Here is a 24,041-nt window from a genome sequence, read left to right as displayed (position 1 = left end):
CTGGCTACACTCACCCACGATAATATTTGGTCACTTTTAATTGTGAAGCAGTTCTCATTTCAGCTATTTGCTTGTTTCTACAGATTAAATCAATTGTATATACATCTTCTTTTGAATAAATAGCAAGTTACCCATTGTTGTATAGGTACACTCCCTCCTTTCTATCTAATTTTTGTACAAAAATTAAAATTTAAATGTATATACTTTGTGAATTAAATGTATATATATTTAGGGTCAGATGAGTAACAACACAGATTATGATGATAATAAAATTAGGCGCTAAAAAGTTTAACTGATTGAATTTTAATTAATTAACTAAAGATAGCTACTCGGTTATCAGTCAGTGAAAAAATAATGACTAATCACAAATATCATTGATTGTTGTAAAAAAGTTAAATTGAATGAAAGGGGATAGCAGATGTTAAACCGTACAGACTCTACACGTATTATTCGTGCTCCGCATGGTAGCGAGAAGACCTGCAAAAGCTGGCTGACAGAAGCAGTTTACCGCATGATCCAAAACAACTTAGACCCCGACGTGGCTGAGCATCCACAAAGTTTAGTGGTGTACGGTGGTATTGGTCGTGCAGCGCGTGATTGGCAATGTTATGACAAAATCCTAGAGGTTCTGAAAACTCTCGAAGACGATCAGACCTTATTGGTGCAATCAGGTAAGCCTGTCGGTGTCTTTCCCACTCATCCAGATGCACCCCGTGTATTAATCGCTAACTCAAACATTGTTCCACATTGGGCAAATTGGGATCATTTTAATGAGTTAGATAAAAAAGGCTTGATGATGTATGGCCAAATGACAGCGGGATCGTGGATCTATATTGGCTCACAGGGCATCGTTCAAGGCACCTATGAAACTTTCGTTTCTTTAGCAAAACAACATTTTAATGGCAACCCAGCAGGCCGTTGGATCTTAACCGGTGGATTAGGAGGCATGGGCGGTGCACAGCCTTTAGCCGCAACTATGGCCGGTTTTAGCATGATCGCGGTTGAATGCGATGAAAGCCGCATCGATTTCCGTTTAAGAACTCGTTATGTCGACAAAAAAGCCACTTCATTAGATGAAGCGTTGCAATATATCGAGGAAGCAAAGCGTGATGGTAAGCCTGTATCCGTTGGTTTATTAGGCAATGCTGCTGATGTATACAGCGAATTGGTGAAACGCAATATCACCCCTGATTCGGTGACAGATCAGACAAGCGCACATGATCCTGTTCATGGCTACCTACCACAAGGTTGGACACTGCAACAATGGCGTGAAAAGCAGCAAACAGCACCAAATGAAGTGACAAAAGCAGCGAAAAAAAGTATGGCAGTGCAGGTTGATGCCATGTTGACCATGCAACAACGTGGTTCAGCGGCTTTCGATTATGGCAACAATATTCGTCAAATGGCAAAAGATGAAGGTATCTCCAATGCCTTTGATTTCCCAGGTTTTGTTCCTGCTTATATTCGCCCTCTATTTTGTGAAGGTATCGGACCGTTCCGTTGGGTCGCACTTTCAGGGGATCCTGAAGATATCTATAAAACAGATCAAAAAGTTAAAGAACTGATCCCCGATGATAAGCATCTACATAACTGGCTGGATATGGCTCGTGAGCGGATCGCATTCCAAGGCTTACCAGCCCGTATTTGTTGGGTAGGGCTCAAAGATCGCGAAAGGTTAGGTCGTGCATTTAACCAAATGGTGAAAAATGGCGAACTAAAAGGTCCGATTGTCATTGGTCGAGATCACCTAGATTCAGGCTCTGTAGCGAGTCCACATCGCGAAACGGAAGCCATGAAAGATGGCTCTGATGCCGTGTCTGACTGGCCACTGCTGAACGCGCTACTGAATACCGCGGGTGGTGCGACATGGGTGAGTTTGCATCATGGTGGTGGTGTCGGTATGGGCTTTTCACAGCATGCTGGTGTCGTCATTGTTTGTGATGGTACCGATGCGGCAGATAAACGCTTAGCCCGCGTTTTACATAATGACCCAGCGACAGGGGTTATGCGTCATGCTGATGCAGGCTATGACATCGCAATCAACTGTGCAAAACAGCAGGGTTTAAATCTACCTATGGTCAAGTAATGTCTTTTGCCGACCAAGTAATTGGTCGGCCTTATTTATAAGGATTTCTGTATGAATATGCAGCTACAGCAAAAAAGGCAAGGGCCACTGTCAGGGATCAAAGTGATTGATTTAAGCCGTGTGTTAGCCGGACCCTATTGCACAGGTATGATGGCCGATCTCGGTGCCGAAGTGATAAAGATCGAGGTTCCTGACCACGGTGATGATAGCCGTCATCTAGGTCCTTTTATTGATGGAGAAAGCGTTTATTACGGTTTGATCAATCGAGGTAAGCGTAGCATTGAGCTCGATCTGAAGTCTGATGCTGATCGTGAGATCCTTTACCAACTGGTCAAAGAAAGCGATGTGGTGGTTGAAAATTTTCGACCGGGGGTGACGGCGAGACTCGGGATCGATTTTGAGAGCTTAAAACAACATAATCCCACGTTAATTTACGCCAGTATTTCTGGTTTTGGTCAAGATAGCCCATTAGCCAATTATCCCGCTTATGACATCGTAGCACAGGCCATGTCAGGGCTGATGAGTGTGACAGGTTTCCCACAAACAGGTCCTACACGCAGCGGGGAATCAATAGGAGATGTTTGTGCAGGCATGTTCGCGTCTTGGGCGATCAGCAGTGCTTTGTTCGCTCGGGAAGCCCACCAAGAAAGTGCGCAATATATTGATGTAGCAATGGTTGATGTATTGCTAAGTATGCAGCTAACAGGCTTATCTAACTTATTTGCCAATGGTGAGGCACCTAGCTTAGTCGGTAATCGTCATCCAGTTTCAACGCCTTTTGATACCTATCAGGCGCAAGATGGCTTAGTCGTCATAGCCATTGCCAGTGAAAAATTATTTCAGCGTTTCTGTGAATGTATGGGACAGCCAACATTACGTGATGATCCTCGTTATAAAGACGACCCAACCAGAACGATTTATCACGCTGATTTACGTAAAGAAATAGAACAATGGACAGCGCAAAAAACAGTAGAGCAAGTTTGTGATTTATTGTTAAACGCAGGCGTACCTGCATCGCCGATCCATAACTTACAGCAGGCGACACAAAGTGAGCATGCAAAAGTTCGCCAAATTCTTATCGATCTCAATGATGGCGGTACCCCGTTAATTTCTCAGCCTGTTTTCTTTAATGGATGTAAACCTCATGTGACGCAAAGAGCACCACATTTAGGAGAAGCTAATCAGGTTTATAAGCCGTCAACAATAACAACGAAAAATGCGGAGACAATACAATGAGCTTTCAAATTGATGAAACAGAACAAGCCATTGTCGATGCTGTGGAAAAAGTTTGCCGAGATGTTTTGCAAGCGAACGCACAGCGTTATGACGAAACAGAAACTTTTTGTGCAGAAAGCTTATCTGCTTTAGGTGAAATGGGATGCTGGGGAATTAACTTACCGGAGCAATACGGTGGTTTTGGTATTGGTAGCATTGCGATGAGTATGATTGTTGAAGCCGTTGCTGCTGCATGTGCATCAACATCATCAGCACTGACTGCGCATTTTCTTGCAACGGACTCTATCTTAATCGGTGGGACTGAAGAGCAAAAACAATATTGGTTACCCAAAGCAGCCAGTGGTGAGCTATTAGGTGCATTTGGCTTAACTGAACCCGCAGCAGGTTCAAACCCAGCAGATATGCGTACTATTGCAACACGTGAAAATGGCGGCTGGCGAATTCGTGGTAATAAACACTATATTACCAATGCCAAAGAAGCTGATTTTATTGTGTTATATGCCAAAACAGACCCTGAAGCAGGAGCTCGTGGTATCAGTGCATTTATGATCCCAAAAGGCACTGAAGGTGTTGAGTTTTCTTCCCCTGAAAAAACCATGGGACTACGTGGTAGCACAATCTATGAATTAGCCCTGAATTGTTGGTTACCTGAATCTGCATTATTAGGTGAAGAAAATAAAGGTTTCCATACTGCAATGGAAGTATTGGATAAAGGGCGTGTGGAGGTTGCTGCAACGTCATTAGGTATTGCCCGAGCAGCGATGGAATGTGCTCTGGGGTGGGTCAAAGAACGCCAAATTGGCAAAAAACCATTGGCAGCCTATCAAGGAACACAATGGCGCCTCGCAGATATGCATACCCAGCTGGAGGCAGCAAGAATGTTGACTTGGAATGCCGCTGAACGCCGTGATACAGGCGAGCGTTTTAGTTTGCAATCGGCGACAGCAAAATTATTTGCCGCAGAATGTGCCGGTTTTGTCACTGATGCTGCATTACAACTGCATGGCGGTTATGGCTATATTCGCGATCTGCCTCTAGAACGCTATGTTCGTGATGCAAGAATTTTACGAATTTTTGAAGGTACCTCGGAAATTCAAAAAATTATTATCTCACGTGCGGTTTTAGATGCCGTTTAATAATTAAATATCACGCTTTGATGGGTGGACAGGCATCCATCAATGAGAAGTTGAGCTGCAATCACGATCATGGAATTAAAAACACAACAACAATCAGGTTTAAGAATGTATTTCAATTTTTAATGGCGGGTGATCTCTATCAATAACAATACCCGACTTAATGTCTAACGGCTGCACCCTACAGCATCCATGATGACAAATTGGTTCATTCTTTAAGCCAGCCTTGCTTAAAGAGGAGTTACCATGACAGTTTCAAACAATATAATCGCAGATAAAAAAAGCCGGCAGGACAACGTTCCCCTAATAGAAGCTCGTTCGATTGATTACATTCCTGAATCTGAGCGCCATGGCACGTTATCAAGCCAATTTACCCTTTGGTTTGGGGCAAACCTACAGATCACCGCCATTGTCACAGGGGCACTTGCTGTGGTTTTAGGTGGAGACGTGTTTTGGTCTTTGATTGGTTTATTTATTGGCCAGTTACTTGGTGGGGCAGTTATGGCTTTGCATGCGGTGCAAGGGCCTAAGCTGGGCTTGCCACAAATGATTTCCAGTCGTGTGCAGTTTGGTGTGTATGGTGCGGTGATCCCTATCTTACTGGTTTGCATGATGTACGTAGGTTTCTCTGCGAGTGGGACTGTATTAGCAGGGCAAGCCGTTGGACAGTTACTTCATGTTAGTGACTGGATTGGTATTTTGATTTTTGGCGCAGTGATCATCGCCATTACTATCTGTGGTTATCGTATCATTCACATATTGGGCAAAGTGGCGAGTGTAGTTGGGGTGATCGCATTCTTTTATTTGTTCTTCCGCCTTTTCTACATGAATGATGTTTCCGTGTTACTTGAAAATCGTCATTTTAGTTGGACCAATTTCTTATTGGCGATGTCATTGTCTGCATCATGGCAAATTGCATTTGGCCCTTATGTGGCTGACTATTCACGCTATTTACCTACAAAAACTCCCACTATTAAAGCTTTCCTTGCGGTAGGTTCAGGAACGGTGATCGGGACTCAAGCTTCGATGATCCTTGGTGTATTTGCAGCAGCGCTAGCAGGAAGCCAATTTGCAGGCCATGAAGTGGCTTATATTGTTGGATTAGGTAGTACAGGTTTGATTGCAGCACTACTCTATATCAGTATCTTTTTCGGTAAAGTGACTATTACAGCGTTAAATGCCTATGGCAGCTTTATGTCGATGGCCGCTATATTTTGTGGTTTCCGAGGTAAACAGCAAATTTCACGTGGGCAAAGGCTATTTTTCATCATACTGATGGTGAGTTTCTCAACTCTCTTAGGTCTTGCTGGCCAGCACTCCTTCTTAAAATTATTTTCTGCTTTCTTATTATTCTTACTGGCATTTTTTACACCTTGGAGTGCTATCAACCTTGTTGATTACTATTGGGTAACCAAAGGTCGCTATGATGTACCTCAATTATCAAACCCAAATGGCCGTTATGGACGTTGGAACAAAGTGGGCATTATCACCTATGTGGTTGGGGTCTTGATCCAATTACCTTTTATCGCAACAGGTTTCTATACAGGGCCATTAGTTGAAACGTTAGGAGGCGTTGATATTTCATGGATTGTTGGCTTAGTGGCAACCAGTATTATCTATTATGTGGCGATTAAAATATGGCCAATGTCAGTCGCGGATCGCTTGATATTGCCATCTACTCATTAATTAACAAAATAATATAAGTATTTCATAAAGTTAAAAAAATCGGCGAGTGGATTAGCAGTGATTTATTCACTGCTAAGGCTCCCCTTAGCCTAAAAAACCTCTTCTGGCAGAGAGCATTAGGAGTAATTATGAAAATTTTAGTGGCTGTTAAAAGAGTTATTGATCACAACGTTAAAGTGCGTGTGAAAGCAGATGGTTCGGGTATTGAATTAGCGAATGTCAAAATGGCGATCAATCCTTTTGATGAAATTGCGGTGGAAGAAGCGGTTCGCCTTAAAGAAGCTGGAAAAGCGAGTGAAGTCGTTGTGGTCTCCATTGGTGATATTAGTTCACAGGATACATTACGTAGTGCAATGGCGATTGGTGCTGATCGTGCAATCTTAATTCAGAGACCCAATGATTTGGTATTAGATCCGTTGGATATCGCTCGATTATTGCAACAAGTCGTCATAACAGAGCAACCTGATTTAATTCTCCTTGGTAAACAAGCTATTGATAACGATTGTAACCAAACAGGGCAAATGCTATCGGCATTGTTGAAATGTGGTCAGGCAACCTTTGCCTCTTCAATTGAAATCGAAGGAGCGCTATTGCAGGTAACGCGCGAAATAGATGGTGGCCTAGAAACATTGTCTTTATCACTACCTGCGGTAGTAACAACCGATTTACGTTTAAACGAGCCGCGCTATGCAACGTTACCAAACATTATGAAGGCAAAGAAGAAACCATTAGAGATACAAACGATTTCAGAGATGGATTTTACCCCCTTAAATCAAGTGAAAACATTAACCGTGACTGAGCCGAAAAAGCGCGTAGGCCAATGCACATTATTTAATGACATCAATGCATTAGTGAATGAATTACAAGCAAAAAACGTTTTCTAGTAAGGGGAATACTATGAGTCAATTATCTGTACTTGTTGTGGTCGAACATGACAACCAAACAATTAAATCATCAACCTACCATAGCGTGAATGCGGCAACGCAAATTCTATCGGGTCAGGGCCAGCTGCATCTGTTAGTTGCAGGTAGCGAATGTGCGAAAGTGGCTGAACAGGCTGCAACCATTGATGGTGTGGGAAAAGTAATTGTGATTGATAGTCATGAATTACAGCACCAGTTAGCGGAAACCATTACAGAGGCAGTGATAGCGGTTGCGAAAGATTATAGTCATATACTATTTCCTGCGACGACATACGGTAAAAATATCGCGCCACGTGTTGCTGCGACACTCGGTATTGCACAAATTTCTGATATTACAGAAGTGATTGATACACAAACGTATGTGCGCCCAATCTATGCAGGTAATGCATTAGCTACAGTACAAAATAATGGACAACAAGTGGTACTCACGATCCGTAGTTCTGCTTTTCCAGCAACAAGTCACTCACAAAATAAAGCTGTTATTGAAAATTATACCGTTGGTCAATTTAACCCACTATCACAATTAAAAAGTCAGTCATTAACACAAGTTAGCCGAGCAGAACTCAGCTCCGCCAAAATTGTGATATCAGGGGGGAGGGGATTAAGCTCAGGCGAAAACTTTGCCTTGATTGAAACCATTGCCGATAAACTGGGTGCCGCGGTGGGGGCATCAAGAGCGGCAGTTGACGCGGGTTATGTGCCAAATGACTATCAAGTTGGGCAAACAGGCAAAATTGTTGCCCCTGATCTGTATATCGCGGTCGGTATTTCAGGCGCGATTCAACATATAGCAGGAATGAAAGAGAGCAAAGTGATCGTGGCAATTAACAGCGATCCTGAAGCGCCTATTTTCCAAGTTGCTGATTATGGCATTGTTGGTGATCTGTTTGAGATCTTGCCTGAATTTGATAAAGCATTGGCCTAAGAGGAATTGATTATGGCTATCGACAATAGTGTCAATGTTAACGAGGCTCCCGAGCGGGAATCGATGGAATTTGATGTCCTGATTGTCGGTGGTGGGCCTGCGGGATTATCGGCGGCGATCCGACTAAAGCAGCTCGCTGTAGAAAATAACCAAGAGATATCAGTTTGCTTAATTGATAAGGGTGCTGAAGTTGGTGCACACATTTTATCAGGGGCGGTTATTGATCCTCGTGCATTAGATGAATTGCTACCAAACTGGCAACAGCTTGTTGCCAGTGAATTAACTGAGGTCACTCAGGATAGTTTTCTACTATTAAAAGAACATAAAGCGAGTCGCTTACCTTTGGCTTTACTGCCAGCGAGTTTAAAAAATAGCGGCAATTTAATTGGTAGCCTTGGACAGGTTTGTGCTGCGTTGGCGGCACACGCTGAACAATTGGGTGTTGATGTTTTTGCCGGTTTTGCTGCGACAGACATTTTATACGATGAATCGGGTGCCGTTGTTGGTGTCACTACTGGCGATATGGGGTTGGATAAATCGGGAAATCCAACGCCTATGTATCAACCAGGGATGAATTTACGGGCAAAAATGACCTTATTTGCTGAAGGCTGTCGTGGGCAGTTAGGGAAACAACTCATTGAACGTTTCGATTTAGCAGCAGGTCGTGGGAAGCAAACTTATGGGCTTGGTATAAAAGAAATCTGGCAAATACCCAAAGAACAACATCAGGCAGGGTTGGTGGTTCACTCTATTGGCTGGCCCCTAGATAACCATACTTATGGTGGCGGCTTTGCATATCATTACGGTGACAACCTTGTCGCGGTTGGTTTGGTGGTTGGACTCAATTATGAAAACCCTTATTTGTCACCTTTTGATGAATTTCAGCGTCTAAAAACGCATCCATCATTTAGTGCTTTTTTACGTGGTGGCGAGCGGGTGAGCTATGGTGCGCGAACCCTTGTTGCTGGTGGCTTAACGGCACTACCTGAATTAAGTTTCCCTGGTGGTGCGTTGATTGGTGATGATGCTGGGTTTCTGAATGCCGCACGTATCAAGGGGAGTCATTGTGCTGTGAAAAGTGGTTCATTAGCTGCTGAAGCATTGTTGGCATCGATTGACCATGAATCGATAGATTATGACAAATTTAATCTGCAATACCGGCAAAAATTTGAGCAGAGTTGGTTATATCGTGAATTATATCAAACCCGTAATTTTAAGCCTTACATGAAAAAAGGGTTATATATAGGTTCTTTATTATTCGGTGCTGAACAATTGCTATTAAAAGGGCGCACACCATGGACGCTGAAACTAAAACAGGCAGACCATCAATGCTTGAAAGAGGCTAAATATTTCCAGCCGATCGTGTATCCAAAACCAGATGGCATTTTAACGTTTGATAAACCCTCTTCGGTTTTTTTATCTAATACTAACCATGAAGAGCAGCAACCTTGTCACTTGAAATTACAAGATGATGATGTACCAATAACTGTCAATTTATCGATGTATTCAGCACCTGAAACGCGTTATTGCCCCGCGGGGGTATATGAAATTATTCAGGAACAAGAACAACCCAAATTGCAAATTAATGCGCAAAACTGCCTGCACTGTAAGGCGTGTGATATTAAAGACCCAACACAAAATATCTGTTGGACGGCGCCTCAAGGGGGAGAAGGCCCTATTTATCAAGGGATGTAACGACTTTGTTGTGATGTGTAGTTGTGCTTGATTTTATCAGTCGCTTTGGGGCATTTAATTATTTGCCCCATTTTTTTACTCGAAATTAAGGGGTTTCAATACGTGAATGGAGTTTTAATTTGTAACGTGAGCCTGCGGTTATCATATTGACATAACTAATTAGCGCAGTCCCTGTCCATGTGCGGCGGCTGAGTTGTAAGCAAGGAGAACCTTCTTTAATTGATAGCGAATGCGCGATAGTTTTGGTTGCTAATGCGGCTTCAATAGTATGCTCCATCTCACTGACAGGGAAATGTCGTTGTAAATAGCCACTAGGGGTTTCTGTATCTCCAAAATGTTGTTTAACGAAATCAGGTGCGATGGCGTGATTGACGTAACGCTCTTCCAGCATTAATGGGATGTCATTTTCAAAATGCAGTACTTTACAATAACCGACATCACTCCCTTCTCTTACACCAAGCTGTAAAGCGATCTCGGCTGAAGCAGTAATGACTTTTAATTGTAATTGATGACCACTGTATTTATTACCACTTAATGATATTTCATCAAATATATCAAATGCTTTAGTTACCGGTAGCTCATGCTTTTGCGTAGCAACAAACGTCCCTTTACCAGCGATACGGCTGAGGATACCTTTTTGGCTCAATTCAGAGATAGCTTTATTCACCGTCATGCGGCTTACATTAAACTGTGCGCAGAGTTCGAGTTCTGTAGGTATCTGCGTTTCAGGTTTAAAAATACCTAAATCAATACTTCGCAGAATGTACGATTGAATTTGCTTGTAAGCTGGTTGTGAATTCATTGTTATTATTTAATTAGTAATAGTATTAGGGAGAACCTATTTATGGCATTCATCGCCGTTGCTCAAGTTTAACAGTAAATACGTTCTTTTCTAGTCACCTCGTATAGATTCGTCATACTTCAAGTTGCAGCGTTGTTGACGATACTGACTCGCGCCAGTCACATACTAGTGTATGCTCCTAGCGACTCACCCACTTGTCGCCTAGCTGCACCTCGAATTATTTAGAGTATAGTTAGCAGCACAAATTTTGATAAAACACAGATAGAGAATAATCTGTAATTATCTGAATCATATTCAATTCCTATTGGGAGGCGAGTATGTTTTGACTATGATGGTGGTGGATCCATCATGCTTCAAGCGGTAGGGGGTTGACTACGCTCAGTTGACTGTTATTTATGCTCCCCACTTATCTTTGCTTGTCGCCCACCTGCAACTCAAATTATTTAGCGCAATAAATTGATAATTAGGATAAGAAAAAATGCGTGCTCAATATTTTAATGTCACGTTAACCCAATGTGACTACAAAAATGTTATCCCAACAGGAATGGTAAGGCTAATTGCATCTGACCTAGTTTTCTTTTTTAATCTTGAAGATTTTAAAAATAGCGATGCTTTTTTAGAGAGCCTAAGCAGCGGCGATGAATTAGTGATCTGCGCTGAAATATTTAATGATGGTAGTTATTGGCTCAAATGGGCATATCATAAAACTAAAGGTTGGATTGAACCTGATAGAAATGTGTCATTCCATAAAGGACTTATCAAAGAATTTCTTTGGGCTTTTGGTCTCAGTGCTTTTGCTGTACTTGCCTATTTCTGCTTTATTTATTCAGATGATAATATGTTGCTGATTGTACTCGGAGCATTTGCTAGCTGTGCCGCTTTCGTTGGTTTTAGTATGGTAACCCTTTTCCTCAAAACCATTTGGAATATCGTTAGCCCGCGTCGAAAATCAATACTAAAAGCACTTGATCAAGTCATTGCAGGGCAATATCAAATCAGTCATGAAAATCCCAAGTTAATTAGCCTATCAGGGATCAAAAACCCTAAGATGAAGCTAATAAAGCCTCAGTTTGCTAATCAACTAAAAATAGCAGAGGGGGAGTTTCAATCTACACAAGGGAAAGTCAATTTATTTGGTATCCAGCAATATACAGTGATTGGTTATAAAGGCGCCAAAACAGTTTTTAATGCAAATTTATTGCAAATAGATGGTGAACCTTTCAGTATTGTGACTCCCGAAAATGAACCTTTGTTTAATAATCACAGTTTATTTATTGCTCAAGGCGATCAAATTGAAATTATTCATAAGAAACTGAATGAAACGGATACAGTGGAGATGGTATTTGGTGTTTTTAATCAACAAGATCATCTAGCATATACCTTAAGTAATGGTGGTAGCCCACAAGAGCGTAGTTTTTATAAAGGATTATGGATATTTACAGCTGCACTGATAGCGCTTTTTGCTATCGCCCTATTAGTAATGAATATAACTGAAGTTATTGAACGAGGTAATCATTGGGATTATTGGGATTGGCTTTATATTTTGGATAATGGTGTTGGATTTATTAGTTTTGCGTCTTCAATTACGCTAGGCATTAGTTTTTTAACCGGTTTATGTGTAGCAATCTATTTTTACGTTTCTAAGCGAGGGCGTATGAATTTTATTGCGCAACGTTATTTAAGCTACTTACGCCAAAAAAGTGGCCAATCAGATTATGTCACTGAGGTGCGTACATGAACCCATTCCTCAGTAAACGTTTTATTATTTTGACGGTCGCATTTATCACTTGTTTAGTTGCAACCATTGCATTTCACTTTCGCGGTAATGCGGCTAGTTGGACATGGGAAAATCAAAAAATTGGCTCGGAAATCGCTAATTTTGATTGGGTTAAAACTTTCCCAACAGATCAGGGAATGTTGATCGTTGTTCAAAGAAGCCAACGTGCAGGTTATTACTCTTATTCACGTTATAATATTCCTTCTCACGATTACAGTTATCAGGTGCTTCTAGCAAATAAAACGGGTATCCACTATATCGGTAAAGGAAATCATAGCTTTTACAATGCAGCATGTAATAAAGCTGAATGCACACTGATCTTTAATGATGGTAGTCGGGTGCTAAACTTAGCTGATTATTCAATAACAGACATGGAACCTTGGCAAGAGCCGTATGGTGAACAATATTCAACTTTAATTATAGGGAAGATACTGAATACACCCAATGACCAAACTTATCTAGTGGTGAGTAATAGCGATTTATTTAAAACAACAGATAAAGGCCGTACATGGCAACTTTTTGGTAATGTACGTGACTTAGTTAAATTATATTACCCAGAAGAACTTGTTGATAATTCTCACTTCTTATTTGCTACTCAAAAAAACAAGCTCATCGTTTGGTTTAGTTATGGTAATAATATGGGCTCACTTGAGATCACTATTAATAGCGAAACAGGCAAAATTTTAGGTAATAAATGGCTACCATTGCGGATCAATGAAGTTGAGCAATCACCTAATGGTGATATTTATGCTATTGCCCAAGAACCGTCACGTAAGCTGTTTTCATTATTACAGTTTCAGGATAATGGGGAGTTTTCTGTGGTGACGGAAAATGGCTATAGCCAACTATATGGTTTACAGGTCAGCAACCAAACTGCATTGCTAAATGAGACGTGGCGAGGAGAGCAAGGTTATTTGCTGGTCGATGTGAAAGATAATCAGCTAACACATCGCGCTGAGCTAAATGAGTACGATAAAACCTTTAATAGTGTTGATAATACCTTTATTAAACTAGGTAACAGTTATTTAGATGATGTTGAAATAGCAAATGGTGACTTGGTGAGTCATCAAATAGCTAAATAGTTATTTAACTAAAAATGGGCGTAAGCGCTCGTTTCAGACTGCGGACAAACGTACTGTGTTTGGCAGCAGTGACTAAGGTTATTGGCAATAAATTGATTGATTTTCGGCTGACAACACGAAGCGGGAAAAATGCCTTTATTCCGCTTCGTTAACAATTTCAAACGAGTGTAATAACCCGTTGTGAGTTACTGAGCGCGTTTAGGTAGTAGCATGACCGCTAATGAGGCAACCACAGCCACAATGGCAAAAGCAATAAAATTCCAACTACTAGCGATACCTAGGCTGGCAATATAGGCTCCGAACATAGGGCCTGACATGGCACCTATTCGTGAAAAACTTAATGCCCAACCTGTTGCTGAAGCACGTACATTTGCCGGATAGTAGTTAGCAATATAACCAGTCAGTATTAAGGCGGCTGAAATACTGCCAACTCCTGCAAAAGCCACTAATAGATAATTCACATAGATATTTTGTTTAAATATAAGTGCTCCTACACCGACTGCACCTAATAAAAAGAAGAACGAAACAGAACCTCTCACACCGTATCTATCTGCTATTTTTCCTAAAAATAACCCACCAAGTGCTGATGCTAAGCTAAATACAATTAAGAAAGTGAGACTAGAGCCTAAGTTATACCCTTCTTTGCGCATGATAGAAGGTAGCCACGTATTTAATCCATAAACTAATAACATTCCACAAAATAAAGCTACCCAAAAACAGGTGGTCGCTCGTAAATAACGCCATGCAAAAACCACAGCGACAATATCTTTAATACTTTGTTTCTGCGGATGTTGCTGTACTGGAGCTTGATATTGGATATCTAATTTGTCAGCAAGGGTTTGAGCTTGTATATGCATTCCTTTATTTGAGAGGTATTCAAGTGACTCAGGTAAGATGCGCGCCATTGGCCAAATCAATAATAAGGGTAAAGCACCGAACGCAATGACGCTACGCCAGCCAAAATGCTCTAATAGCCAAATAGCGACTAATGCTGCGCTTAAAATACCTAAAGAGTAACCTGAATACATGATCCCATAATTAAAAGAGCGTTTCTCTGCGGGAGAATATTCGATAGTGAGTGCCGCAGCAACAGGGATCACTCCTCCTAATCCGATACCGCCAATAAAGCGCATTATACCGAAAAACCATGGTGTTGGTGCAAGAGCAGCCCCCAACATAGTGAGTGAAAATAGACAGACACAAATGAGTAGCATACGGCGGCGACCATAAAGCTCACTTAATGTCCCGATGATAAAGGCACCAAAAAACATGCCCACAAGTGCGTAACTGCTTAATGCTCCTAGTTCTAAGGGGGTAAGTGACCATTGTTTATATTCAGCGAGTGTGGGTAATACCGCGCCCATAACGCCAACATCGTACCCCTCAAATAAAATACTCATCCAGCAAACCAATAAAACCTTCATCGTAGTTTTTGGGGTACCGAATGTTGTGACCGCTGGTGATTGTATTGTCATAGTTAGTTATCTCATCGTAAGCGATTAATACCGTTTCAAATGTTTGGATATATCTGTGTTATTAGATTGGAAATGGCACTCTCTACTCTTAACTTTTATATAACAAACTCACAATAAGTGATGTTAAGTAATTGTTGAATTCATGCAGTGAATGGATAAATTATGCATTATTAGGTTTAATAGCCTTACTTTTAGTAAGTGAATAACAAAAGGAAAACTATTTCTCTTTAAGTTAAATTAAAAACAAGGGGTATTTTTATTGATAAATAAATGAATTTTAAATTAATGTATTTGCTAGGTGAATATTAAATTTAATTTTATAAGGTTTAATGAATTATATTAAATGTATTTAACTTTAAATAAATAAAACTATATTGATAATAAAATTAATTTTTGCGATTTTGATAACAATTAAATTTTGGTGGTGCATAAAGAGAATTTGATGCAAAATATAAATGTAACAAATTAATTCCAAGAAAATTCAAATTGAGAATATTATAAATGAATACATCAAGAATGTTAATTCCTTCCGTTTTTATTGCTACAGCATTATTAACCGGATGTGCTAAAGAATCATCACGTTCATTACAAATCGAAAAAGTTACAACATATAATACTCATTATTCAGGCTCTAAAAATTCAATATCAATAGGCAAATTTGACAACCGTTCTAGCTATATGAATGGTATTTTTCTGATGGGGTTGATCGTTTAGGTAATCAGTCAAAAACGATTTTGATGACTCATCTTCAGCAAACTGGGCGATTCAATGTACTTGACCGCGCTAATATGCAGGAGCTAAAAGAAGAAGCAGGGATTAAAGGCCAAGCACAGCAGCTTAAAGGGGCAACTTATGTCATTACTGGTGATGTCACTGAATTCGGTCGTAAAGAGGTCGGTGATCGCCAATTATTTGGAATTTTAGGCCGTGGAAAATTACAAGTTGCTTATGCAAAAGTTAATTTAAATGTCATCAATGTTCAGACTTCTGAAGTGGTATTTTCTTCACAAGGTGTTGGTGAGTATGAATTATCTAATCGTGAAATTATTGGTTTTGGTAGTACCGCTAGCTATGACTCAACGTTAAATGGCAAGGTTCTCGATTTAGCCATTAGAGAAGCGGTGAATAATCTTGTTACTGGGATTGAAAATGGCGCTTGGCAGCCAGCCAAATAAAATAAAAGGGAATATGATGAAAGCTAAATTATTAGGGATATTTGCCATTATTGCATTAAGTGGTTGCTCAACAGCACCAAAACCGCTTTATAACTGGGATGGTTATCAAAAAACGGTTTATCAATATTATCAACAGACTGAAACAAGTCCACAGCAACAAATCGAAGTATTAAAGAAAAATATTGAGCTCAATAAAACACAGGGTACAGCAGTACCCCCAGGGCTACATGCTCATTTAGGGTTATTGTACAGCTCAACAGGTGCGATTGATCTTGCAATGGCAGAGTTTAATACTGAGAAAGCTTTATTTCCTGAATCAGCTAATTACATGGATTTCTTGATGAAAAATAAAGGGATTAAAAAATGAAACGGATTTTGATCATCAGTAGCTTAGTTATAACATGGTTACTTACGGGTTGTGCTCAGCCAACGAAAATGGATTATACTGCGTTTAATCAAAGCAAGCCCAAAAGCATTTTGGTGTTATTGCCACAAAATAATACCCCTGAAGTACAAGCAAGCCATGGCCTGTTATCACAAACTACATTACCATTAGCAGAGGCCGGTTATTATGTTTTCCCAGTTGCTGTGGTTGAAGAAACTTTTAAACAGAATGGCATGACCAATGCTGGGGATATTCAAGCAGTTCCTGTCGCCAAGTTACATGAAATTTTTGGCAATGATGCAGTGCTATATTTATCTATTACAGAATATGGGACGAGCTATCAGGTTATTGCGAGTGATACTCGTGTGAGTGCCAGTGCTAAATTGGTTGATGCTCGTACTGGAAAATTGTTATGGAGTGGTTCAGCGACCGCATCAAGCACAGAAAATAACTCATCATCCGGTGGCATCATTGGTGTATTGGTTTCTGCTGTTGTTGAACAAATTGCTAATACCTTGACGGATAAAAGCTATCAAATCGCAGGCATGACAAGCGCTAGATTGCTATCAGCAGGTAAAGTTAATGGTATTTTGTACGGCCCTCGATCGCCAAAATACGGTAAAGACACAGAATAACATTCTTGCAAACGATTAATTAAAAGGAGCTGTACTGGCTCTTTTTAATTTAAATTACCCATTTAATTTTATTTAAGTTTATTTAAACATAAGTGATATTTTATTTTTGTTAATCGATAATGTAGTGGTTCTAATAACAATGTTAAATATGAATTTATTATTGTGATATATATCATACTGTAGTTTGGAAATTAAGTAATAGTGTGATGAATGTACAATATCATGACAATCATGATTAAAGTTTAGACTGGATTGTTATATATATAATAGTAACAGTTGTACTAAATCCTTAATTAAAGGAGTTATAGTATGTTTTTACTAAATAATCTGTTGATATCAAGGGGTTTCTTCTACATGAAGAAATGGTTCAATATCGATATTGCTCTTGCCTTCTTTTTCCCTCAAAAGTAATCCTTTATTTTTCATCGTTAAGATATCGTTAGCTTATTAATTATAAGCCCTAATTTCTATTTTATTATTTAATGAAAAATTAAAGGTATTATCATGGCCAAAAGAATCGTAGAACCGTTCCGTATTAAAATGGTTGAAAACATCCGTATCCCATCCAGAGAAGAGCGTGAAGTTGCATTAAAAGAAGCTGGTTATAACCCATTCTTATTACCAAGTAGCGCAGTCTATATTGATTTACTCACTGACTCAGGGACTAATGCCATGAGTGACCATCAGTGGGCAGCGATGATCACAGGTGATGAGGCATATGCAGGCTCTCGTAATTATTATGACTTAAAAAATAAAGTCAAAGAGATGTTTGATTACGATTATACCATCCCTGCTCACCAAGGGCGTGGTGCTGAAAATATGCTATTCCCTGTATTATTAAAAGTAAAACAGCAGCAAGGCGGCGCACAAAAACCTGTATTTATTTCCAACTTTCACTTTGATACTACAGCAGCGCATGTTGAATTAAATGGTTGTAAAGCAATTAATATTGTTACTGAAAAAGCATATGATTCAGAAACGTATGATGACTGGAAAGGCAATTTTGATATTCAAAAATTGAAAGAAAATATTGCTAAATATGGGGCTGAGAACGTTGTTGCTATTGTTTCGACAGTCACCTGTAATAGTGCTGGTGGGCAACCAGTATCAATGTCTAACCTAAAAGAAGTTTATGAAATTGCTAAACAACATAATATTTTTGTGGTGATGGATTCTGCGCGTTTTTGTGAGAACGCTTATTTTATTAAAGAGCGTGATCCTAAATACAAAAATGCCACAATTAAAGAAATTATATTTGATATGTACAAATATGCTGATGCATTAACAATGTCAGCGAAGAAAGACCCGCTGTTGAATATTGGTGGTTTAGTTGCAATTAAGAACGATGAAAATATTTTTACATTAGCGAGACAGCGCTGTGTACCTATGGAAGGTTTCGTCACTTATGGTGGTTTAGCTGGACGTGATATGGCAGCAATGGTGCAAGGCCTTGAGGAAGGTGCTGGTGAAGAGTATCTCCATTATCGCATAGGGCAGGTTAAATACTTAGGTGACCGTCTACGTGAAGGTGGAATTCCAATTCAATATCCTACAGGTGGTCACGCAGTGTTTGTTGACTGTAAAAAATTAGTCCCGCAAATTCCTGGCGATCAATTTCCTGCTCAAGCAGTGATTAATGCCCTATATCTGGAATCAGGTGTTCGTGCTGTTGAAATTGGCTCATTCTTATTAGGTCGTGATCCAGAAACAGGCAAACAAAAACATGCAGATATGGAATTTATGCGTTTAACTATAGCGAGACGTGTCTATACCAATGATCATATGGATTATATTGCAGATGCATTAATTGGTCTTAAAGATAAATTTGCAACACTGAAAGGACTTGATTTTGAGTATGAGCCACCAGTGTTAAGGCACTTTACTGCTAGATTAAAGCCAATCAAATAATAGGTAATAATTAAAAGGTTCCCGTGCAATGCGGGAGCCTCACCCTTATTTCTAAGGTAAATACCATGAATAATTCGGCAGCGAAGAAAGAACCCTCCATAATGGTAGGGGGCTTTGTGCTCGGTGGCGCTATGATAGGGGCAGGCATGTTTAGTTTGCCAACTATTATGGCAGGAGCATGGTTTATTAATTCAGTTGTTATTCTATTGATTGTTTGTTTTTTTATGTTTCACTCAGGAATATATATTCTTGAATGTATATCAAAATATGGCTCAGGTACTAACTATTTTTTTATATCTAAAGAATTGTTACCTAAATGGGCCTGTTATATCGCGAATGCAGCATTAATATTTGTATTGTATATTTTAATTTATGCTTACATATCAGCAGCAGGTTCTGTCATTAAAGAAGCAGCCTTCATATACGGATTTGATATTAACTTAAGACTAATATTTTTTATCTTCACTTTAATACTGGGTGCGAGTATTTGGTGGAGTGGTATTGGGGCGAGCCGTTTAACATCAATATTTTTATTAATCAAAATAGTATTATTTGTCTTAGCATTCTCAGGACTTTTTTTAATTGTCAAAACGGACTTATTACTGAAATCCCCTGTTGAAGGAGGGCAAACATCATTACTCCCCTTTATTTTTATTATTATTCCTTATGCTATCACTTCGTTTGGATATCATGGGAATGTATGCAGTCTTTATAAACTGTATCATGAGAACGAACGGAAAGTAGTAAAAAGCTGTGTTATCGGATGTTTGCTAGCGTTAGTTCTATACTTTTTATGGATATTGGGTACGATGGGCAATCTACCTAGAACGGAGTTTTTAACCATTATCAATAAAGGTGGTAATCTGGATGCTTTTATTGAATCGCTATATTCTGTGTTGAGTAGCCCACATATTGCCAGCTTCTTACTATGGTTCTCGATTAGTGCCGTATTTTGTTCATTCTTAGGTGTAGCTATTGGCTTATTTGATTACATATTGGCATCTTTGAATTTTCAGGATAACCCATCTGGACGTATGAAATCGGCACTATTATGTTTCTTACCACCATTGATACTTTGTATGTTGTTTCCGAATGGTTTTTTAATTGCGATTGCATATGCAGGAATGGCGGCTTGCATTTGGGCAATTATTTGCCCAGCAATTATGGCACTTAAAGTGAGAGAGCGTTTTCCTGAATCCAAATTTAAAGTTTGGGGAGGAAAAGGCTTAATATATGCAGTGATTGCTTTTGGTGTTGTGGGTATTATTTGCCAATTACTTGCTCAATTTAATTTACTACCGATATACCGTTAACTTTTCAATGTTATTATAGCTAACTGGTAAAGGCACAGTGCTGTTTACTGTGCCTTTTTTCTAGAATATAAGATTGATAAAAAATAAATTGCGTATGTGGAATTAGATTTTTATTATAAGTTGTAAAATTTTCATCTGAAAATTTCCCACAACAGTAAAAGCTATCATAGCTTCTGAATATTTATTGATATGTTATGTCTACCTGCTTAATAAAGTTTTCTGCGTCATTCATTGCTTGTTCTTGAGTGGCAGCCTGCGTAATGACGTACCCTAAGCGGCCGTAACTATCTTTTAGTGGCCCAACTTCTATTGGTGTAGGAACAAAATTAAATAGTAAAGGCTGATTGAATAAGAAATTAGGTTTAATACGATTAACCACACCCGATTTACCTGAGGTTAAAAAGCGAATCGATGCATAATTTTTTTCTTTTTTTAGTTGAGGAACATACTCCATGTCTTTTACACACTGGGATAAATAGCAGTGTACTAGGTCGAATCCTGTTGCGATTTCACATAACTTATCAATCATACCTCCAGCGACCCGGGGATTAATTTCAATTAGCTTAACAACATCATTTTGTAATTTAAACTCAACGTGTGCCACGGTATGAGATAGCCCAATATGGTTGAGCCAACTGATTAGTGTTGTTTTAATTTTAGCGAATAGGGGGAACTCACAAGGGAAATCATGACCTATTTCGACGGAATATTGGCCTGTTGTTGTATGTTTTTTAGTAATGCCAAGTATTTCCCATCGATTTTTCTTAATATCCCAATAGGCTTCAGCGCTATATTCATCACCTTGAATAAACTCTTCTATAAGATAATCTGAAGATAATTCATAGCCACGCTGATTAATCCGACATGCCGTTATCGCTTGGATAGCACTGGATAGCTCTATCGGTGTGTGGCAAATAGCCACTTTATTACTTCCACTATCGTCACAAGGTTTTACCACCAATGGAAATGAGAGGTTTGAAATATTTATCTTATCATTAATACTAACAACGCTATAATTAAAACCTTGATGATATTGGCTTAGGATCCTACGAGTTTCTTGCTTGTATCGACATGCAATTAAAGATTTGATGGTGGGAGAAGGTAGATCTAATGCATGAGAAGCTGCCGCCGCAGTGATTAATCGGTAGTCATCAAATGCTACAATACCGTGAGTTTTATACTTCATCGCATGATAAATAACTGAAGCAAGGTTATCGGTATTCAGCTCAACAACATGATCAACAAATTGCAATGGATTGTCCGCAATCTGTTCATAAAAGGTTTTCTCTTTAGTAAATAATATTGTTTGATAGCCAATTTCTTTGGCTATCTTTATTGCCTTCACACCAGTTCCTGATAGATTACACTCCAGAAATATAATCGTTTTCATTACGTTTCCTTTTAGTTAGCAAGCCTTCAATACAAAATAAAAAAATAAGGATTAAAGATGAGCAAAATGGAATGAGAAAGTGTAGTTGGTAGGTGTTTGCAATAATTCCCATATAAGCCCCAAGCGATTCCGCTAATCCCCAAAAAAATATGCAGATAGATAGTGATAATTTTTTGTTTTTAAAAGGGCATTTATCTATCGATAAGCTATTGTTATATGGACTCCAAATCAGTTCAGTCAGTGTAAATAACACGATCAATAAATACATACTTAATGCTGACTGAAAGTTAAATATTAATAGCAAAACAGAGACGACTATTAAGCTCAATTTATAGATGAAAATTTGAAGATCAGTACGTTGAGCTGATAGTAAAGAGGTCGATTTTATCTGTAAAAATATAATAATAGCAGCATTTAAGGCAAATAGAGATGAAACGGAGACATAGCGAATAGTCTCGTTATTATTGACTTCAAAATGGAAGGCGAGATTTCTTAATATCAAGCCGATCATGAAGAAAGACATTGAACTATAGCAAACAAATACTATCCACTCCATAAAAGTAGAAAGCGCTTTTTCTTCATTTTTTGGGTTTATTTTACTCTGTTTTATATTCTGCAAGGTGTATGAATAAAGTGATGAGGCTAACATGACAGTAGCAGGAAGCATGATAATTCCTGAGTAGAAGCCATGATAAAACCAATCACCTATTACACCACCAATGGCAGATGAAATATTGACAGCAACATTAAGTAAAGAAAAGTTTTTGACGCGTTCTGAATGGTTATTATTTTCTGCGATAAAAAGGCTAGTGCATACATTGGCGATAGAAAAACCGGCACCAATGATAGCAGAAGCTAGGAGTAGAAATGAAAAGCTATTAATGACATAAATAGATAATATAGCAACTGAAGCCATAAGATAGCTAAGTATTAAAGTCAGTTTATAACCTATATAGTCAATAATATAATGTGTGAATAATGAACATGCACGACTAATGAATAAGAATATAAATAAAATAATAGCAACATTACTTTCTATCATGTTTTTATAGTTAATCAAGTAAATAGAATAAAATGGCAAGAAACTATAAAATGATATTCCAGAAAAAAAACGTGACGTGATTATTTTATTTATCATATAAACTCTTTATATTTATGTATCTTTTCAAAGATCGACTTTAAGCGCGTGAGCATCTCTTTATTAATATTAGAGCTCGTGACGAAACGGACAGTATTCGATGTCCATGCTGTAGCTAATACTCCATATGTTTTAAGTTTTCTAACCAGATTATCTGCATTGCGGCTTTTTATCATCACAATATTCGTTTCAACTGGATGAGTAAGTTGGCAGTATTGGGAACAAATTGCACCTAAATATTGAGCATTCATATTGTCATTTTCGAGCCTAGCAGAATAGTCTTTTAATTTATTTAATGCAATAGCAGCCATCAGCCCTGATTGATGGAGTGCTCCGCCATACCATTTCCTTACTTTTTTGGCTTTATCAATATCGGTTTTTCTTCCTACAAGAAGCGAGCCAAAAGGAGCACCGATCCCTTTAGAGAGACAAATATTCAATATATCAACATGTTCAGTATATTTGTCAGGTGAAATACCAATAGCGATACACGCATTCAAAACCCTAGCACCATCTAAAAATAAGTGCATATTTTTTTTATTACATAACATTTTTAAATGGCATATTTCATCCAATGGAAACACTAACCCACCATAGGTATTAATACTGCTTTCGATTGAAATAATTTTAGGTGTGGCATATAAATCTGACCAGCGAGCTTTATTATTAATCGCATTTAATACATCTTCGGTCGTTAATATTCCATGTTTAGAACGTACGTTATTGATAACTAAACCACTCAATGCAGAGGTTTGTGATGACTCAAAAAAACACACATGATAGCCGGCTTCAGTAATGAGTTCATCACCTGGATTTGATAAAACGTTCAAACCAATTTGGTTACTCATTGTTCCAGAAGGCATAAACAACGCGCTTTCTTTACCGAAAAGGTCAGCAATTTTAAATTCAAGCATCTTAACGTAACGATCTTCATCGTAGCAGTCATCACTAATGTAATCATAGTTAATGTTGAGTAGATCTTTGGGTTGTAATCTTGTCAATGTATCACTTCTGAGGTCTATTAAATCCATAGATAATTGCATCCCTAATTGTTTTATATTTAATTGTTTCGTGTGTACACTCTCACTTATAATAGGGATAGATTATTTTTATAAATTTATAAATAATATTTTTACAAAACAAGTTTTTATTTTTTATAACAATCGTAATTGTGAGCGGTATCATAATTTATGATTATTAAAGATAATACTAAATAAAAATATTTTAATTACTTGAATGAACTAATGAAATAACAATTAAATTTCTTATTTTAATTG

The 24,041-nt window shown here is 38.6% G+C and carries 19 protein-coding genes and 1 pseudogene; 15 read left to right on the top strand and 5 right to left on the bottom strand.

All coding sequences use genetic code 11. The features are described 5' to 3' along the window. The first annotated feature begins 418 nt into the window (after positions 1 to 418). From hutU to JI723_RS16805, 7 genes are all read left to right on the top strand, one after another. A complete protein-coding gene (hutU, locus tag JI723_RS16835) occupies positions 419 to 2,086 on the top strand; it encodes a urocanate hydratase (RefSeq protein ID WP_140180977.1) in 1,668 nt (555 codons plus the stop codon). A gap of 51 nt (positions 2,087 to 2,137) precedes the next feature. Next, positions 2,138 to 3,322 (top strand): CaiB/BaiF CoA transferase family protein, encoded by a 1,185-nt coding sequence (locus tag JI723_RS16830; protein WP_337979575.1) that lies wholly within the window; start codon positions 2,138 to 2,140, stop codon positions 3,320 to 3,322. Beyond that, entirely contained in the window at positions 3,319 to 4,458 is a 1,140-nt protein-coding gene (locus tag JI723_RS16825) for an acyl-CoA dehydrogenase family protein (RefSeq protein ID WP_070928986.1), read from the top strand. Before JI723_RS16830 ends, JI723_RS16825 begins: the two co-directional genes overlap by 4 nt. Before the next feature lie 243 nt (positions 4,459 to 4,701). Continuing rightward, entirely contained in the window at positions 4,702 to 6,141 is a 1,440-nt protein-coding gene (locus tag JI723_RS16820) for a purine-cytosine permease family protein (RefSeq protein ID WP_070928985.1), read from the top strand. 128 nt (positions 6,142 to 6,269) lie between these two features. After that, on the top strand, positions 6,270 to 7,025 hold the full coding sequence (locus JI723_RS16815; protein WP_272580730.1) for an electron transfer flavoprotein subunit beta/FixA family protein: 756 nt from the start codon (positions 6,270 to 6,272) through the stop codon (positions 7,023 to 7,025). A 13-nt stretch (positions 7,026 to 7,038) separates the two neighbouring features. Then, a complete protein-coding gene (locus JI723_RS16810) occupies positions 7,039 to 7,989 on the top strand; it encodes an electron transfer flavoprotein subunit alpha/FixB family protein (protein WP_070928983.1) in 951 nt (316 codons plus the stop codon). A gap of 12 nt (positions 7,990 to 8,001) precedes the next feature. Further along, positions 8,002 to 9,684 (top strand): electron transfer flavoprotein-ubiquinone oxidoreductase, encoded by a 1,683-nt coding sequence (locus tag JI723_RS16805; RefSeq protein WP_272580729.1) that lies wholly within the window; start codon positions 8,002 to 8,004, stop codon positions 9,682 to 9,684. Between the two features lie 85 nt (positions 9,685 to 9,769). On the opposite strand, the gene JI723_RS16800 is transcribed toward JI723_RS16805, so the two are convergent. Further along, positions 9,770 to 10,486, bottom strand: coding sequence for a UTRA domain-containing protein (locus JI723_RS16800; protein ID WP_070928981.1), 717 nt, complete (start codon positions 10,484 to 10,486; stop codon positions 9,770 to 9,772). 478 nt (positions 10,487 to 10,964) lie between these two features. Between JI723_RS16800 and JI723_RS16795 the strand changes: the two genes are divergently transcribed. Both JI723_RS16795 and JI723_RS16790 read left to right on the top strand, forming a co-directional pair. Beyond that, a complete protein-coding gene (locus JI723_RS16795) occupies positions 10,965 to 12,224 on the top strand; it encodes a hypothetical protein (RefSeq protein ID WP_337979574.1) in 1,260 nt (419 codons plus the stop codon). Then, positions 12,221 to 13,345 (top strand): hypothetical protein, encoded by a 1,125-nt coding sequence (locus JI723_RS16790; protein WP_272580727.1) that lies wholly within the window; start codon positions 12,221 to 12,223, stop codon positions 13,343 to 13,345. The genes JI723_RS16795 and JI723_RS16790 overlap by 4 nt, the downstream gene beginning before the upstream one ends. 185 nt (positions 13,346 to 13,530) lie before the next feature. On the opposite strand, the gene JI723_RS16785 is transcribed toward JI723_RS16790, so the two are convergent. Next, complete coding sequence (locus tag JI723_RS16785) at positions 13,531 to 14,820, bottom strand: MFS transporter (protein WP_319067451.1); 1,290 nt, start codon at positions 14,818 to 14,820, stop codon at positions 13,531 to 13,533. 516 nt (positions 14,821 to 15,336) lie between these two features. Between JI723_RS16785 and JI723_RS16780 the strand changes: the two are divergent. The 6 genes and pseudogenes from JI723_RS16780 to JI723_RS16760 all read left to right on the top strand — a co-directional run bounded on the left by JI723_RS16780 (position 15,337) and on the right by JI723_RS16760 (position 20,236). Beyond that, a pseudogene (locus JI723_RS16780) lies at positions 15,337 to 15,995 on the top strand (CsgG/HfaB family protein). 16 nt (positions 15,996 to 16,011) lie between these two features. Further along, a complete protein-coding gene (locus JI723_RS16775; RefSeq protein WP_070929022.1) occupies positions 16,012 to 16,362 on the top strand; it encodes a DUF4810 domain-containing protein in 351 nt (116 codons plus the stop codon). Next, a complete protein-coding gene (locus tag JI723_RS16770; RefSeq protein ID WP_272580726.1) occupies positions 16,359 to 17,015 on the top strand; it encodes a DUF799 domain-containing protein in 657 nt (218 codons plus the stop codon). The genes JI723_RS16775 and JI723_RS16770 overlap by 4 nt, the downstream gene beginning before the upstream one ends. 309 nt (positions 17,016 to 17,324) lie before the next feature. Further along, complete coding sequence (gene tnaC / locus JI723_RS19960) at positions 17,325 to 17,426, top strand: tryptophanase leader peptide (protein WP_070928976.1); 102 nt, start codon at positions 17,325 to 17,327, stop codon at positions 17,424 to 17,426. Between the two features lie 93 nt (positions 17,427 to 17,519). Next, positions 17,520 to 18,923: a tryptophanase gene (locus JI723_RS16765; protein ID WP_140180963.1), complete on the top strand. Its 1,404-nt coding sequence runs from the start codon at positions 17,520 to 17,522 to the stop codon at positions 18,921 to 18,923. 65 nt (positions 18,924 to 18,988) lie between these two features. Continuing rightward, positions 18,989 to 20,236, top strand: a complete 1,248-nt coding sequence (locus tag JI723_RS16760; protein ID WP_140180961.1) for an aromatic amino acid transporter — start codon at positions 18,989 to 18,991, stop codon at positions 20,234 to 20,236. 181 nt (positions 20,237 to 20,417) lie between these two features. Here the strand turns inward: JI723_RS16760 and JI723_RS16755 are convergent, their stop codons facing one another. From JI723_RS16755 to JI723_RS16745, 3 genes are read right to left on the bottom strand one after another with little or no spacing between them, the layout of a single operon-like run. After that, complete coding sequence (locus JI723_RS16755; protein ID WP_337979573.1) at positions 20,418 to 21,626, bottom strand: ATP-grasp domain-containing protein; 1,209 nt, start codon at positions 21,624 to 21,626, stop codon at positions 20,418 to 20,420. Continuing rightward, entirely contained in the window at positions 21,598 to 22,764 is a 1,167-nt protein-coding gene (locus tag JI723_RS16750; RefSeq protein ID WP_337979572.1) for an MFS transporter, read from the bottom strand. The genes JI723_RS16755 and JI723_RS16750 overlap by 29 nt, the downstream gene beginning before the upstream one ends. After that, a complete protein-coding gene (locus JI723_RS16745) occupies positions 22,761 to 23,807 on the bottom strand; it encodes a threonine aldolase family protein (RefSeq protein WP_337979571.1) in 1,047 nt (348 codons plus the stop codon). Before JI723_RS16745 ends, JI723_RS16750 begins: the two co-directional genes overlap by 4 nt. Positions 23,808 to 24,041 lie beyond the last annotated feature (234 nt).

It is taken from the genome of Providencia manganoxydans, from assembly GCF_016618195.1.
GTDB lineage: Bacteria > Pseudomonadota > Gammaproteobacteria > Enterobacterales > Enterobacteriaceae > Providencia > Providencia manganoxydans.
Note: the sequence above shows the minus strand (reverse complement) of the source record. Positions and strands in the feature narration are given on the sequence as shown.